The organism is Flavobacterium johnsoniae, assembly GCF_001879205.1.
In the GTDB taxonomy this organism is placed as follows: Bacteria; Bacteroidota; Bacteroidia; order Flavobacteriales; family Flavobacteriaceae; genus Flavobacterium; species Flavobacterium johnsoniae_A.
The window spans coordinates 144,286-157,517 of sequence record NZ_MLFK01000009.1 but is presented as its reverse complement, the minus strand read 5'-3'; the positions used below and the strand labels follow the sequence as shown (position 1 = coordinate 157,517).

Here is a 13,232-nt window from a genome sequence, read left to right as displayed (position 1 = left end):
TATTGATATTTAAGATGATTTATTTTGCTGTTTTTACACTTTTATATATTGCTCCTTCAAACTGTGTATAGGCGTAATTATTAAGAAATAGTACCATTCCTGCCATTTTTCCTATAATGTTTCGGAATTTTGGATTTTTAGCATTTATCACTTTAATAATTTTGTTCACTATTAGAGAAGGCTCATCTCCATTTGCCAAACCATTTTTGATATACTTATTCACTTGCTCTTTATAGTTGCTGTATTCTGTTATATTTCCATCAATAGCAATCATATTTATGCCAATATTTGTTTTTGCCCACATAGGCTCTACCATGCTAACCTTGATATTAAATTGGCTTACCTCAAAACGCAATGACTTAAAGAATCCTTCTAAGGCATGTTTGGATGCAGCATATATGGGGTGCATAGGTAAAGATAAAAGCCCCATCATTGAACTCACTGTAACAATTTGACCAGACTTTTGTTTCCTGAAATAAGGCAAAATTGCTTTTGTTACATTTACTGTTCCCCAAAAATTAGTTTCAAATTGAAGTTTCCCTGCCTCTGCTGAAGTTTCCTCTGCTAATCCAATGAGCATATAACCCGCATTATTCACCAGAACATCTAATTGTTTTACGGTTTCAAATAATTGCTTTGTAAATTCTTCTATCGATTTTTCATCTGTAACATCTAAAGACAATACCTTGAAAGGAACTGTGGCTTGCAGTTTTTCTGCATTTCTGCTAGTACCAATTACATTGTGTCCTTCTGTATGCAGCTTGTTTGCTAACATCAATCCAAAACCTGATGATGCTCCTGTAATTAAAATTGTTTTCATCTTATTTTCTTTTTTAACCCAACAGAAACATAGTTTTATACTTTTTAAAAATGTTTTTACTATGCAGCTCTTTTTATTTAGTATTTCTGTCTGGTTCATTATTTATAAATGCCTTTACTGATTAAATGGTTTAATTATAGTTTTTCTAAATCTGGCGGAATCAGTTTATACATCACCGGTGTTACAATTCTTGCAAGGATTGTTGAACTTATAAGCCCTCCAATTAATACGATCGCTAAAGGAGATATCTGGGGATTGGGATTTACCGCCAGGGGAATCAAACCACAGATTGCGGTAACGGATGTCAAGACTACCGGAAGAAAACGGGTTTCTCCTGCAATAGCAATCGCTTCGTCAATGGACTTTCCTTCCTGTCTTAATTGATTTGTAAAATCGACCAGAAGAAGGGAGTTTTTGACCTGAATTCCCGACAATCCAATAAAACCAATAATAGAAACCAACGACATTGGATTCCCTGATGCTATTAAAAATAATACGCCTCCTAAAATACCTAAAGGAATGATGGACATAACAATAATAATCCCTTTAAATGTTTTAAACTGAAGCAGTAAAACAGCAATAAATAAGAACGTACTCAATATAATTACAGAAAGAAAATTACCTCCCAAAGCATCACCTTCTGATTCTTTTTCTCCGGATAGTTTGTAATAATAACCTTTTGGCATTTCAAGTTTATCCAATTTTGGTATAATATGTACCAGCAGGTCATTTGCTAAATAACCATCTTTTGTCATGGCACTGACTTTTGAAAAGGGAGATTTATTAAAGTGGTTTATGGCCGTTGGTGCTGTTTCAAAAGATACCGCTGCAATTTGATTCAATGCAATCGGTGTTCCCTGAACATTGTTTACATATAAATTTTTCAGTGCATCAAGATTCGAAAACTTATCCCTTGGTAAAGTAATGGTTACGTTTCTTGCATCTCCACGGTCGTCTATATAATCTCCAACTGTTAAACCGGCAACAGCTAGTCGAATTACTTTATCAACCTCGCTGGTCAGTACGCCTAAGGTTCTCGCTTTTTCTTTATTAATCTTTATTTTGATATCGGTTTTATAGGTATTCAACTCGTTATTGATGTAAACTGTTCCTTCCTGATTTCGCAAGATGGTTTCTACCTGAGAAGATAACTTACGTAAAACCGCCTGGTCTTCGCCGAATAACCGCACTACTATATTAGCTTCTAATGGCGGTCCTTGTTCAAAATCTTTTACCTCTACTTTAGCATAAGGTATCGTTTTAAATTTTTCGCGCAATTCTTGTATAAGACTAGTTTTATCGGAAGGTTTTGCTTCATCGTCCAACTGCACGAAAATCTGGGCAAAATCAGATTTTCTGTCCTGAGGATGCACGTTGTAGTAAATCTGAGGGTTTCCGTGTCCCACATTTGAAGTGAAATACACAATTTCTTTGTGGTTTTTCAATTCTTTTTCCACCAGTTTTGTTACCCTGTCACTTTCAGAAATATTAGCTTGAAGAGGCATTTTGATGTTGATTAAAAACATCGGTTTTTCTGAAGTTGGGAACAATTTAAATCCGGCTGCCGAAAACAATCCAAACGCTATGACACTTAAAAACAAAGAAATCGCAATAGTCGTTTTTGGGAATTCCAATGCTTTTGGCATAATATCCCTGTAGGCTCGGGTAAGGAACTTTTGCAAATATTGAAGAAAGATGTTTCCTTCAGCGTGATCGTGCGTTTTTAAAAATCGGCTTCCCAAAAACGGAACCAATGTCAGCGCCACAATCATAGAAGCCAATACACTGGTGATAACCGCCATAGGCAGACTTCGGAGAAACTCACCTGCCATATCCGGAAGAAAAGCCAATGGTATAAAGGCTATAACCAAAGTAGCGGTAGTACCTACAACAGCAATACCAATCTGTTTTGTTCCTTTTAAAACGGCGTCCATTTTAGAATGTCCTTCACGCAGCCAGCGCTCAATATTTTCTACCACCACAATACTGTCGTCAACCAGCAGTCCTAAAGCAACTACCAGCCCCACAATGCTTAACTGGTTTAAAGAATATCCCAAAGCATTCATTGCAATTAACCCTAAAGCCAATGATAAAGGGATGGATATCATTACAATTAGAGAGGCTCTCCCTCCTAACGGCACCAACGTAATAACAACCAAAAGAATAGCTAAACCAAAATCAAAACCCAAATGGCCTAAACGTCTTGATACCATATCGGCCTGGTCAAAGTTTTTTGTTAGTTTGATGTTAGCAGGCAGCTCTTTAGAAAATGCCTCTATTAGCGGCAAATATTCTTTTTGAACATCGCTGATGTTTACATTGTCTTTCATTCCGGCAGTAACCAAAACACATCGGTGGCCGTTAATTCTGGTGATATGATTTACAACTTCAGATTTATAGTTTACTTCGGCTACATCTTTCATGTAGATGATTTTTCCATTGGCATTGTAAACCACCGTATTGGCAACATCAGCAGCATTTTTGAATTTACCGCTTGTTTTTACGTTGAATACTTTGGTCCCCAAATCAATACTTCCGCCGGGAATATCGGCAGCTTCGCTTTGCAGACTTCCCATCACTACGTTTAATGGAATTTTTAATTGTGCCAATTTTTCCAAATTCAAATCCACCCGGATTTCCTGTTCTGGAATTCCCGAGTAATTCACTTCTTTAAGATTGGTTATTTTTTCAATTTTTGCTTTTAGTTTATCTGCTTCATCGCGCATTTTTTTGTCGGATGCATTTTCGGAAACCAAGGCTACTTGGAGAATTTTCACATCAGAAGACGAGTTTTTTTCGGTTTTTATCTGATAAATATCTTTCGGAAGTCCCCTGTTTTTAAGGGCATTCATTTCGGTAGATATTTCCTGATATTTATTATCAATATCCACTCCGTATTTGAATTTTACCTGAAAAGCGGCTACACCATCTTCTACCGTTGTTAGTATTTTTTCGATATTTTCCAATCCGTAAATCTTATTTTCAATAGGTTTTACGACCTGTTCTTCCATATCTTTTGGACTCGTACCGGGATAAATAACGGTAATCAGATATTGCGGCGGATGTGTTGAAGGATCTTCCGATCTTGGCATTGTAAATAAGGTAAGAACCCCTACCACAGCAACTAATAGAGCTAGAATCAGTGTGAACTGATAATTCTTAACGGAAAAGTTTGTTATCTTCATGGTATAAGATTATTTAATGATTTTGATAGTTGATTGTTCGTTGAGATAAGCACTGTTGGAAATAACTATCTGGTCTGTTTTTTGAAGTCCGTCCTTTACTAACACCTTGTCATTGTCGAATTTAGTAATCGTAATAGGCTGGCGTTTTACCTTGTTGTTTTCTACGACAAATACAAAAGCTTTGTTACCGTCGGCTTCAATAAGTGAGTTATACGGAATTACGATAAAATCTTCGGCTTTATCGGCTTTAATCTCTGCCTTTCCAAACATTCCTACCGCTGGTTTACTGTTTTTCATATTCAGTTTTAGTTCTACCTGAAACGAACCCAATGCAGCATCTGCCGCCTGCGACTTTCTAAAAACAGAGGCATCAAAGCTTTCGTCAGGATAGCCGTCAAGGGTGACAGCTGCCTTCTGGCCTATTTTTACAGCGGCCCATTCCTGGTCTGTCAAACCAACTTTTAGCAGATAATTGCTGTTTTGGCGGGTTTCGTTTATTGCCAGAATTGGAGATCCTGCCCCCACAACCTCACCTACATTAGCAATTTTTGAAGTCACAAAACCATCGGCTGTCGCATAAATTTTTGAATAACGGGCATTAAAAGCAACAGCATCTTTCTGTTTTTTGGCAATGTCAAGAGCCGTTTTTGTGTTTTGAAGCTGTTCTAAAGTATATACGCTGTCCTTATAAAGGTTTAAAGCCCTTGTATAATCACGCTCGTATTTCTTAACATTCAGATCGGATTGATTCAGGCCTGAACCGATTTCGGTTGCGTCTAAAGTGGCCAGAAGCTGTCCTTTTTTGAAAAACTGTCCTTCTTCAACAAAAATATGGGTGACCACTCCGCCAATTTTGAACGAGTAATTGCCTTGATTTTCTGTTGTTACCAATCCTGATGCACTTATATTTTTAGTAAGCGCCAGAGATTCGGCTGCTGCAGTTTTAATGGAAATGACATCTGCAGTTTCAAAAGCCGTGTGTTCTTTTTTTTCTTCTTTACAGGCGTAGAAAAGAGGTAATACGAATAGGGAAATCATTATTGATTTGTTCATGATCTTAATTTTTATTGGTTTAAGGTAAAAGTTGCATTGGCTCTTTCTAATTCTGCATAAGCTATCCACGAATTATAAAGTGCTATATTAGTATTGAGCTGGGCATTTACCCATTGATTCTGAGCATCCAGAAGTTCAATATAGATGGCCTGCCCTTCTTTGTATAATTTGGTTATATCCTCATTATATTTCCTGGCTGACTCTTTTTGGTTTTTATCGGCATTGAATTGTTCCAAAGCTGATTTCAAATTGTTTTGTGTAACTTGAAACTGAAGCAGCAGCTGCTGTTTTACATTGTCAATCTGGGAATTTATTTTTTGAGTATCTTCTGCTACCTGTTTGAGTTTGAATTTATTTTTGTTACCCGAAAAAATATTCCATTCTAACCCCACTCCTGCGAAATAATAGCGGGAGTCCTTATTTACTTCAAAATCAAAATCCTGAAAACCAAAATCAGCAAAAGCACTTAATTTTGGAAACCAATACGATTCTGTCAGCTTGCTTACATTGCCGTTAAGCTCTTTAACCAGACCAAGTTGTGCAAGTTCTTCCCTATTCTGAGTATTCTCACTGACCATGGTAGTAGGCAGCAGCTCATTTTGATAATCAGTTTCTATTTCGGTATCCAATTTCTGATTGATCAGGAAATTGAAATAGGACTTTGCATTATTGCTAGCCTGTTTTGCCGTTTCCAGATTTGCTTCTATGCGGATTACCTCATTATCACTGCGCAGAACTGCCGTGCGGTTTATTTTTTCATTTTTAAACAGGGATTGGTTCACTCTCTGATTTTCTTTAACCAGTTTTAAAGCTTCCTCATAAATTTTAATTCCCTCCTTTGACTGGAGGTATTTGTAGTACGCAATTTTTATTTCCTTAACCAGCTCTCTTTTATAAATCTCCAGTTCAATTATCTGCAGGTAATTTTGCTGTTTTTTAATTCTTTTGTTGTAAATGATTTCAAAATTCAGCAATGGCATTGCAGTGTGAATTCTGGCATCATAAAAATTATCAGGATTTATGAGAACTGACTGATTTTGCAAAGCCGGAAAAGCATTAGAATTAGTCAGCTGGTTTAATGTGCTGTACACCGGATTCAGCATATCGCCGATAGGAATATCTATTGTTCTTCCGCCGTCAGCTTTCGTGTAGTTGGCATTTAGAGAAACGCTGGGATAGAAAAGTGAATGTGCTTCTTTCAAGGCATACATACTTTTGTTAATGTCAAAGTTATGCTGCTTGATGATCTCATTATTTTTTAATCCGGTCTCGATGTAGCCGTCTAATTTATTTTGGGAATATCCATGATACCCAAGTAAAATTGCAATTAGAATTAGTGTTTTTTTCATTTTATTACATTGTTTGTTATTTGAACAGTGTTCATTTTTTTAGCCAAAAAAAATTATAATTTATCTATTATTTTCAAGTAAGCATTGTATCCGTCAAAGAGGATAGTATCAGGGCTGGCAAATTTGACACCTTTTGTTCTCTGCCTGATTTCAAGACAGCACATTCCGTGTACAAGACTCCAAATCATAAATGACAGTGATTCTACATCATGGCCTTCAAAATGTCCTTTATTGATGCATTCTTCTACGGTTTTTTTAACCAGGCCAAAAGTTTCGATGCCTTCATCCCAAAAATCGCTGTCAGATTTTTCAAGAAATTCCATAGGTGCTTTAAGATTAAACATCAAATCATACATTTCCTGATTCTCGATTGCGAACTTGATGTATACGACCCCCATTTTTCTTAGTCTCTCCATTGGATCTTCAATCGTGAATAACTCTTGGAAACAATTTCCAAGATCTTGAAATCCAATAGAATGCAAATTGTGCAGAATATCATTTTTATCCTTGAAATAAACATAAACCGTCCCAACGCTATAATCTATTTCATCAGCGATATTTCTAATGGTTGTCTGCTCTATTCCTTTCTCTAAAAAAAGCTTTTTTGCTCCTTTTAAAATCAAGGCTTTCAAGGCTTCTTTTTCTCTCGCTTTTCTGTCTGCTACACTCATAAGTATAATTTTCATTGCAAATGTATATATTTTTTTTGAACAGTGTTCATTTTTTGCAAAATATTTATTAATATCAACTTCTCTAGCATAGTTTAAGGTTTAAATAGCTACTTTTACCAGCTTGTATTGCATTTGTATCAAGGGATAGTCAGCAAATTCCCGGATTTACATATATCCACTTAACTAATGGAAAAATACGTTAAAGATGAAGACATTTAAATTCTTAAAAAATAAATATAATGTTGAGCTCCTAATTGATATAGGCACTTATAAAAACATTCCATATTATTTTTTTGAAAGTGAGCTTCATCAGACAGATTTTTATGAACTTATATTTTTCTCTAAAGGAAATGGCTATTTAGAACTTGATCAGCAAAGAATTGAAATTTCAGATAATACCGTCATTTTTGTTTCTCCCTTTCAAAAAAGACGATGGTTTTTGGACAAGACCAAAGTTGAATGTTATTTCTTGTTTTTTCAGGACAGCTTTCTGTCTAGTTTCTTTTCAGATAAACTATTCTCTTTCAGGCTGCAGTTTTTCTACAACAAAACCAAACCGCTTTATCTAGAGGTTGATGATGAGTTTTTTTCACAGTTGGAGAATACAATTCAGGAGCTGCTCAGTGAGGTAAAAACATTCAGATCAGACAGCGAACATATTATAAGAGCACTGTTGTACTTCATATTAATCAAACTTAATCGTGCCTATGCAAAACATTATTTTCTGTCTTCAGAAACAGAAAATAACAGTATTGCCTTTATGTTTAAGGAAATTTTACAAAATGAAGTCCGTAAAACAAGAAATATCGACTATTATGCACAACAGTTAGGTATCAGCAGAGTAACACTAAATAAATGCATCAAAAAACAGTTTGGAATTACCGTTTCTGAAATGGTAAATGAATTTATTCTCTTTGAAATCAAGTCTCTGCTCTCTTATACGAAGCTTAATATAAATGAAATTTCATACGCTCTCGAATTCTCCCAAGCAAATCATTTAACGCGTTTCTTCAAAGCGCAGACAGGAATTTCTCCTAAGGATTTCCGAAATGCTTATCAAAATGGTAGTTCTGTTATCTAACTGGTAATTATTCTGTTTCCACAGATGCTATTTTTGTACATGACAATATTTTATAAGAAATAGCACATCTTTATCGATCATTTGAAAATATTAATCTTTCAATGAAAAAGTACATCAAATTTACCTATATTTTTACTTTGATAGTGCTCCCCTGCTTACTATTCGGGCAGCGGCGGCAAGCTATTGAACTGGCTGCGCTCTACAAAAAAGGAAAACTAAAATCAGTAAACAGAGAGATTAAAATTGTTTCAAGTGACAGCGGCGCTTATCTAAAAATTGTGGAAAGCAAAAAGGAATGTCTTGTATGGCTGCCTGTTAAGGACTTTAAAAACGGGACAATTAAAATTGAAATGCGCGGAAAAAATGTTTTGCAGCGAAGTTTTATCGGTATTGCCTTTCATGCTATCGATGATATTAATTATGATGCCGTTTATTGCCGTCCTTTCAATTTTTCTGCCAAAGACTCTGTCAGGAGAATTCATGCTGTGCAATACATCTCACATCCCGATTTTACCTGGGAAAAATTAAGAAAAGAAAGGAATGCGTTTTTTGAAAAAGAAATCATCAATCCGCCAGACCCTAATGAATGGTTTATAATGAAATTAGTAGTTGACACCACAAATGTTAAAGTATATATAAACAATGCAGCTCAGCCCTCACTGATAGTCGAAAAACTCAACAATAGAACATCGGGAAAAATAGGGCTGTTTACAGCAGACAGCAGCGGAGGAGATTTTAAAATCATTGAGATAAATTATAAAAAATAAAACATTCCTAAAATCTTTACCAACAGAACTTCTCACTCTGATAAAGAACGAATTTACTAACCGCTTTAGCACGGCCATATCTCATTATAAAAACCTATAAATGAGTTAACATAAATAAATATTATGATGAAAAGAATGCTTTTAATTATCTTGATTTCTATTCCCCTTTTCGCTGCTCAATCATCCAAGGAAACTTTTACCATCTGGGGAAGAATTGTATATAATGGGTTTAGTCCTATTGAATCATTTTCGATTAAGGTTTTTGAACTTAATACTTTTACAAATCAAAAAAAAATAATCCAGGATTTAAAAATCCGAGATAATAATGGTGAATTTTTAATTAAAAACCTTAATTCCGGAACTTATCTTATTGAAATTACAGTTGAAAATTATACGAGGTACAGCATCATAAAAACAGTTGGAAATAAAAATGAATCAGTTGGAGAAATCGTTTTACAAAATACTTGGTAAATCTCATAAATAATTAGACTTGATATCGATTCTCCCACAAAAAGTTCAAAAGAATTTTAAAAAGATTTACGGTTTTGCTTTTATGGAAGAATTATTTCTAAATGGAAAGTTTCGGCTTTGACAAAGTGTATCGAATTGAAGTTAGAATAAGGTGCTAATGCGTCTTAACATTACAAACAAATAGCATGCAAAACAATTCTTTTCTGTAGCATTTGAATTCGTATATTCGGCCTTTATTTTGAAAAAAGAGAATGATTGCAAAATTAAATGAAAAAAAATCCTATCCATGGATTGTTGTTGGCTTACTATGGTTTGTTGCTTTATTGAATTATTTAGACCGACAAATGCTCTCCACTATGAAATCAGCGATGATGGATGACATTCCTGAATTGGCTAAAGCTGAAAATTTCGGTCTTTTGATGGCTATTTTTCTTTGGATATATGCGCTTATGAGTCCCATTTCTGGAATTATAGCGGATCGGTTTAACCGAAAAAGAATAATTATAGGAAGTCTTTTTATCTGGTCAGGGGTTACTATGGCGATGGGTTATGCCACAACTTTCAATCAGATTTATATTTTGCGCGGCATTATGGGGTTTAGCGAAGCTTTTTATATTCCGGCCGCATTATCCTTAATTACAGATTACCATCAGGAAAAAACACGCTCATTTGCAATTGCGATTCATACTACCGGAATTTACTTAGGACAGGCTCTTGGTGGTTTTGGAGCCACTATTTCTAAGCATTTTTCCTGGCATTTCAGCTTTCACTCCGTAGGTTTACTCGGTGTAGTTTATAGTTTAGTACTCCTGTTTTTTCTACAGGAAAAGAAAGCCTACTTTTTTGATCCTTCAAAAAAATCCTCTGTCAGCTATGAGTTCAGGGAAATGTTCAAAGGATTGGGAATATTATTCGGTAATATCTCCTTTTGGGTTTTACTCTTTTATTTCGCTGCACCAAGTTTACCGGGCTGGGCAGCCAAAAATTGGTTACCTTCCTTATTTACCGAAACTTTAAACTTAGACATGTCTCTCGCAGGACCAATGGCAACGATAACCATTTCGATGTCTTCTTTTTTTGGTGTTTTAATTGGCGGAGCCATTTCCGACAGATGGGTGATGCAACATCTTAAAGGACGAATTTACACCAGTGCTATTGGATTATTTCTTACCATTCCGGCATTGTTTTTATTTGGCTATTGCTGTAATATAGAGTCTATTATTTTTGGCGCTATACTTTTTGGACTTGGATTTGGAATATACGACACGAACAATATGCCTATTCTTAGCCAGTTTGTTGCACCTCGCTACAGGGCTACCGGATATGGAATTATGAATTTTGCAGGCATTTCGGCCGGAGCTGTTATCACCGAGTTTTTAGGAAAAGCTGCTGACAATGGAGGAATGACGCATGTTTTTGTACTACTTTTATTTGTAGTGGTTACTGCCATAGTATTACAACTGGCGACCCTGCATCCAAAAACGATAGATATGACTGAGGGAAATAACGAAGGTATGAGCAGATAAAATCCTGAAAATTAGTGACTCGCTGAATTCATAACTGGATTATCAGGCTGGAATAACTTATTTATCAAATTTGAAAATTCTTGTTATTTGCCAATTTTCAATAGTAATATAATATCCATAGAAAACAATACTACACCATATAAATAATAAAGGCACCTGATTAGAGGTGCCTTTATAAGTTAACTGTGATAGTATGGTTATGCTACGACTACGTTTACTGCGTTTGGACCTTTACGGCCTTCTTCGATGTCATATCTTACTGCATCGTCTTGACGGATGTTTTCTGATAAACCTGAAGCATGAACAAAAATTTCGGCCCCTCCATTATTAGGAGTTATGAATCCGAATCCTTTTTCTTCATTGAAAAATTTTACTGTACCTTCTTGCATTTTAATGTATTTAATTGCTCAAAGATAACATTATTAAAATGGGAACCTATTAATATTGAGTATTTTATTTTTAAAATAAATTAAAAGATGTTTTTTCAGTCTAACAATTATTTAAAAAAATAATGAAGAAACAAATACTACTAATACATACATTTCGCCTTATTTAGAATTTGATTTACCTTTGAAAAAAAGTATTTTTGAAAATAACCCGGAGTCCTGCTCCCTAAACCTGACTCTCAAAACAGAATATGGATGTAACAAATTTAAAGCAAAAGGCCGTTATTTTTGATATGGACGGCGTGCTGGTTGATTCGGAACCTTTGTGGCAGAAAGCAGAATTTGAAATTTTCTCTTCACTGGGAGTTCAGGTAACTGAAGAACTCACGCTAATCACTAAAACAATGACTACAAAAGAAGTCACTGAATTCTGGCGGAGTCGGTCTACAGTAAAAGATATAAGTTTCCAGCAGGCCGAAGAGCTGGTAATTTCGCGTGTAATTGAACTAATTGAGAATGAAAATTGCGAAATTGACGGTATAGAGAATTTTGTAAAGCTTATCAAAGATCAAGGTTATAAAATTGGACTGGCTACAAATTCTCCTTATAGAATTATACCTGTAGTACTTAAAAAATTAAAACTAACACAGTACTTTGATGCAATATCATCTTCTGATTCTGAACTAAACGGCAAACCCGATCCCAGTGTGTATTTAACTACCTCCGGTAAACTGGAAGTAGACCCCGAGCATTGTGTTGCTATTGAAGATTCCTATTCCGGAATGCTTGCAGCAAAAAGGGCAGGCATGAAAGTGATTGCATTTACAAATGGAAATAAAGATACAGACTTAAGTATCGCAAATTATGTAATTAACAATTTTGAACATATTGATCAGTGGCCGGCTATCGTTGGTAATTAAAAAGCCCAATACCATTAGGTATCAGGCTTAACTTCAAAAAACAATATTATTCAATGAATTGAAAAATATAGATTTTTTCTTAAAACAAAAACTAAATTTTAATCCCAGACATTAATTTTTCAATTTTAGAATACGAAATTTCAGGATTAGCTCCAGATGCTTCGGTTACTAAAGCTCCTACTGCACAGGCAAAATCGATCGCATATTGAGGTTCTTTTCCAGTCAGTAATGATGTAATCAAAGCTGCTAAAAATGAATCCCCTGCTCCTACTGTATCGGCAACTTTAACAGGATAGCCTGCATTTTCAAAGATTTGACCATCCCACATCAATAAAGCTCCATGTTTGCCTCTTGTGACACACATTGCAGTTACTTTGGTTCTTTCTGCAATAAAATGCATACTGTCTTTTAAAGTTGTGGAAGATGATTTCATTGCTCCGGTAATCTCTAATAATTCTTCATCATTGAACTTAATAAAATCCGAAGAGTGCATTAATTGCTCCAAAATTTCATAAGAATAATGCGGTTTTCTTAAATTAACATCAAAGACCTTATAGGCATTTGTTTGCAGCAATTCTTCCAAAGATTTTCTTGAAACCTCGTCTCTGCAAACCAGGCTACCATAGATAAGAACATCGTTATCCAATGCTGTTTTCTTTGCAAAATCATTTAATACAATCTTATCCCAAGCCGATGGATAATTGATTTCATAACTTGCCGATCCTCGTTCGTTTACGGTTACGTTTACCAAGCCCGTTGGAAACTCATCTGATTTAATAATTGCAGCTGTTTCAAGACCTAAACTTTTTACCTCATTTATAATTGCCTTTCCATCATCATCATTTCCTACACAGCTAATCATGGCTACTTCGCAGCCTAATGTTTTCATTCGCAGTGCTACATTAAGCGGTGCGCCGCCAATCTTTTTTTCATTGGCAAAAACATCCCAAAGCACCTCTCCGTAGGCCACTGCCTTAAGGTTTTTTCCGTTATTCATTCTAAA

General features: G+C 35.3%; 12 protein-coding genes. 5 read left to right on the top strand and 7 right to left on the bottom strand.

Features of this window, described 5'->3' with window-relative positions; translation table 11 throughout:
* Positions 1–19 precede the first annotated feature (19 nt).
* The 5 genes from BKM63_RS16560 to BKM63_RS16540 all read right to left on the bottom strand — a co-directional run bounded on the left by BKM63_RS16560 (position 20) and on the right by BKM63_RS16540 (position 7,093).
* Complete coding sequence (locus BKM63_RS16560; protein ID WP_071638138.1) at positions 20–820, bottom strand: SDR family oxidoreductase; 801 nt, start codon at positions 818–820, stop codon at positions 20–22.
* A gap of 134 nt (positions 821–954) precedes the next feature.
* A complete protein-coding gene (locus BKM63_RS16555; RefSeq protein ID WP_071637695.1) occupies positions 955–4,005 on the bottom strand; it encodes an efflux RND transporter permease subunit in 3,051 nt (1,016 codons plus the stop codon).
* A gap of 9 nt (positions 4,006–4,014) precedes the next feature.
* Positions 4,015–5,058, bottom strand: a complete 1,044-nt coding sequence (locus tag BKM63_RS16550) for an efflux RND transporter periplasmic adaptor subunit (RefSeq protein WP_071637694.1) — start codon at positions 5,056–5,058, stop codon at positions 4,015–4,017.
* Positions 5,059–5,069: 11 nt separating this feature from the next.
* Positions 5,070–6,407 carry a TolC family protein gene (locus BKM63_RS16545; protein WP_071637693.1) on the bottom strand — a complete coding sequence of 446 codons (1,338 nt, stop codon included), beginning with the start codon at positions 6,405–6,407 and terminating at the stop codon, positions 5,070–5,072.
* A gap of 53 nt (positions 6,408–6,460) precedes the next feature.
* The gene (locus BKM63_RS16540) at positions 6,461–7,093 is read right to left on the bottom strand and encodes a TetR/AcrR family transcriptional regulator (RefSeq protein WP_242661167.1); all 633 of its coding nucleotides are present in this window, start codon (positions 7,091–7,093) and stop codon (positions 6,461–6,463) included.
* Positions 7,094–7,283: 190 nt separating this feature from the next.
* Between BKM63_RS16540 and BKM63_RS16535 the strand changes: the two genes are divergently transcribed.
* The 4 genes from BKM63_RS16535 (at position 7,284) to BKM63_RS16520 (ending at position 10,923) form a co-directional block, all read left to right on the top strand.
* The gene (locus tag BKM63_RS16535; protein WP_071637691.1) at positions 7,284–8,159 is read left to right on the top strand and encodes a helix-turn-helix domain-containing protein; all 876 of its coding nucleotides are present in this window, start codon (positions 7,284–7,286) and stop codon (positions 8,157–8,159) included.
* Between the two features lie 101 nt (positions 8,160–8,260).
* Positions 8,261–8,926 carry a hypothetical protein gene (locus BKM63_RS16530; protein WP_071637690.1) on the top strand — a complete coding sequence of 222 codons (666 nt, stop codon included), beginning with the start codon at positions 8,261–8,263 and terminating at the stop codon, positions 8,924–8,926.
* Between the two features lie 123 nt (positions 8,927–9,049).
* Positions 9,050–9,397 carry a hypothetical protein gene (locus BKM63_RS16525; RefSeq protein ID WP_071637689.1) on the top strand — a complete coding sequence of 116 codons (348 nt, stop codon included), beginning with the start codon at positions 9,050–9,052 and terminating at the stop codon, positions 9,395–9,397.
* A gap of 251 nt (positions 9,398–9,648) precedes the next feature.
* The gene (locus BKM63_RS16520) at positions 9,649–10,923 is read left to right on the top strand and encodes an MFS transporter (RefSeq protein ID WP_071637688.1); all 1,275 of its coding nucleotides are present in this window, start codon (positions 9,649–9,651) and stop codon (positions 10,921–10,923) included.
* Positions 10,924–11,120: 197 nt separating this feature from the next.
* Here BKM63_RS16520 and BKM63_RS16515 read toward each other — a convergent pair whose 3' ends face one another.
* Complete coding sequence (locus tag BKM63_RS16515) at positions 11,121–11,312, bottom strand: cold-shock protein (protein ID WP_071637687.1); 192 nt, start codon at positions 11,310–11,312, stop codon at positions 11,121–11,123.
* Positions 11,313–11,560: 248 nt separating this feature from the next.
* Here BKM63_RS16515 and hxpB point away from each other — a divergent pair, with 248 nt between their 5' ends.
* Complete coding sequence (gene hxpB, locus BKM63_RS16510; protein WP_071637686.1) at positions 11,561–12,229, top strand: hexitol phosphatase HxpB; 669 nt, start codon at positions 11,561–11,563, stop codon at positions 12,227–12,229.
* Positions 12,230–12,320: 91 nt separating this feature from the next.
* Here hxpB and BKM63_RS16505 read toward each other — a convergent pair whose 3' ends face one another.
* Positions 12,321–13,226, bottom strand: coding sequence for a carbohydrate kinase family protein (locus tag BKM63_RS16505; RefSeq protein ID WP_071637685.1), 906 nt, complete (start codon positions 13,224–13,226; stop codon positions 12,321–12,323).
* Between the last annotated feature and the right edge of the window lie 6 nt (positions 13,227–13,232).

Excerpts from the sequence above, each read along its gene's own strand:
- BKM63_RS16560 (WP_071638138.1), bottom strand. The coding sequence starts at position 820 with ATGAAAACAATTTTAATTACAGGAGCATCATCAGGTTTTGGATTGATG.
- BKM63_RS16555 (WP_071637695.1), bottom strand. The coding sequence starts at position 4,005 with ATGAAGATAACAAACTTTTCCGTTAAGAATTATCAGTTCACACTGATT.
- BKM63_RS16550 (WP_071637694.1), bottom strand. The coding sequence starts at position 5,058 with ATGAACAAATCAATAATGATTTCCCTATTCGTATTACCTCTTTTCTAC.
- BKM63_RS16545 (WP_071637693.1), bottom strand. The coding sequence starts at position 6,407 with ATGAAAAAAACACTAATTCTAATTGCAATTTTACTTGGGTATCATGGA.
- BKM63_RS16540 (WP_242661167.1), bottom strand. The coding sequence starts at position 7,093 with ATGAAAATTATACTTATGAGTGTAGCAGACAGAAAAGCGAGAGAAAAA.
- BKM63_RS16535 (WP_071637691.1), top strand. The coding sequence starts at position 7,284 with ATGAAGACATTTAAATTCTTAAAAAATAAATATAATGTTGAGCTCCTA.
- BKM63_RS16530 (WP_071637690.1), top strand. The coding sequence starts at position 8,261 with ATGAAAAAGTACATCAAATTTACCTATATTTTTACTTTGATAGTGCTC.
- BKM63_RS16525 (WP_071637689.1), top strand. The coding sequence starts at position 9,050 with ATGATGAAAAGAATGCTTTTAATTATCTTGATTTCTATTCCCCTTTTC.
- BKM63_RS16520 (WP_071637688.1), top strand. The coding sequence starts at position 9,649 with ATGATTGCAAAATTAAATGAAAAAAAATCCTATCCATGGATTGTTGTT.
- BKM63_RS16515 (WP_071637687.1), bottom strand. The coding sequence starts at position 11,312 with ATGCAAGAAGGTACAGTAAAATTTTTCAATGAAGAAAAAGGATTCGGA.
- hxpB (WP_071637686.1), top strand. The coding sequence starts at position 11,561 with ATGGATGTAACAAATTTAAAGCAAAAGGCCGTTATTTTTGATATGGAC.
- BKM63_RS16505 (WP_071637685.1), bottom strand. The coding sequence starts at position 13,226 with ATGAATAACGGAAAAAACCTTAAGGCAGTGGCCTACGGAGAGGTGCTT.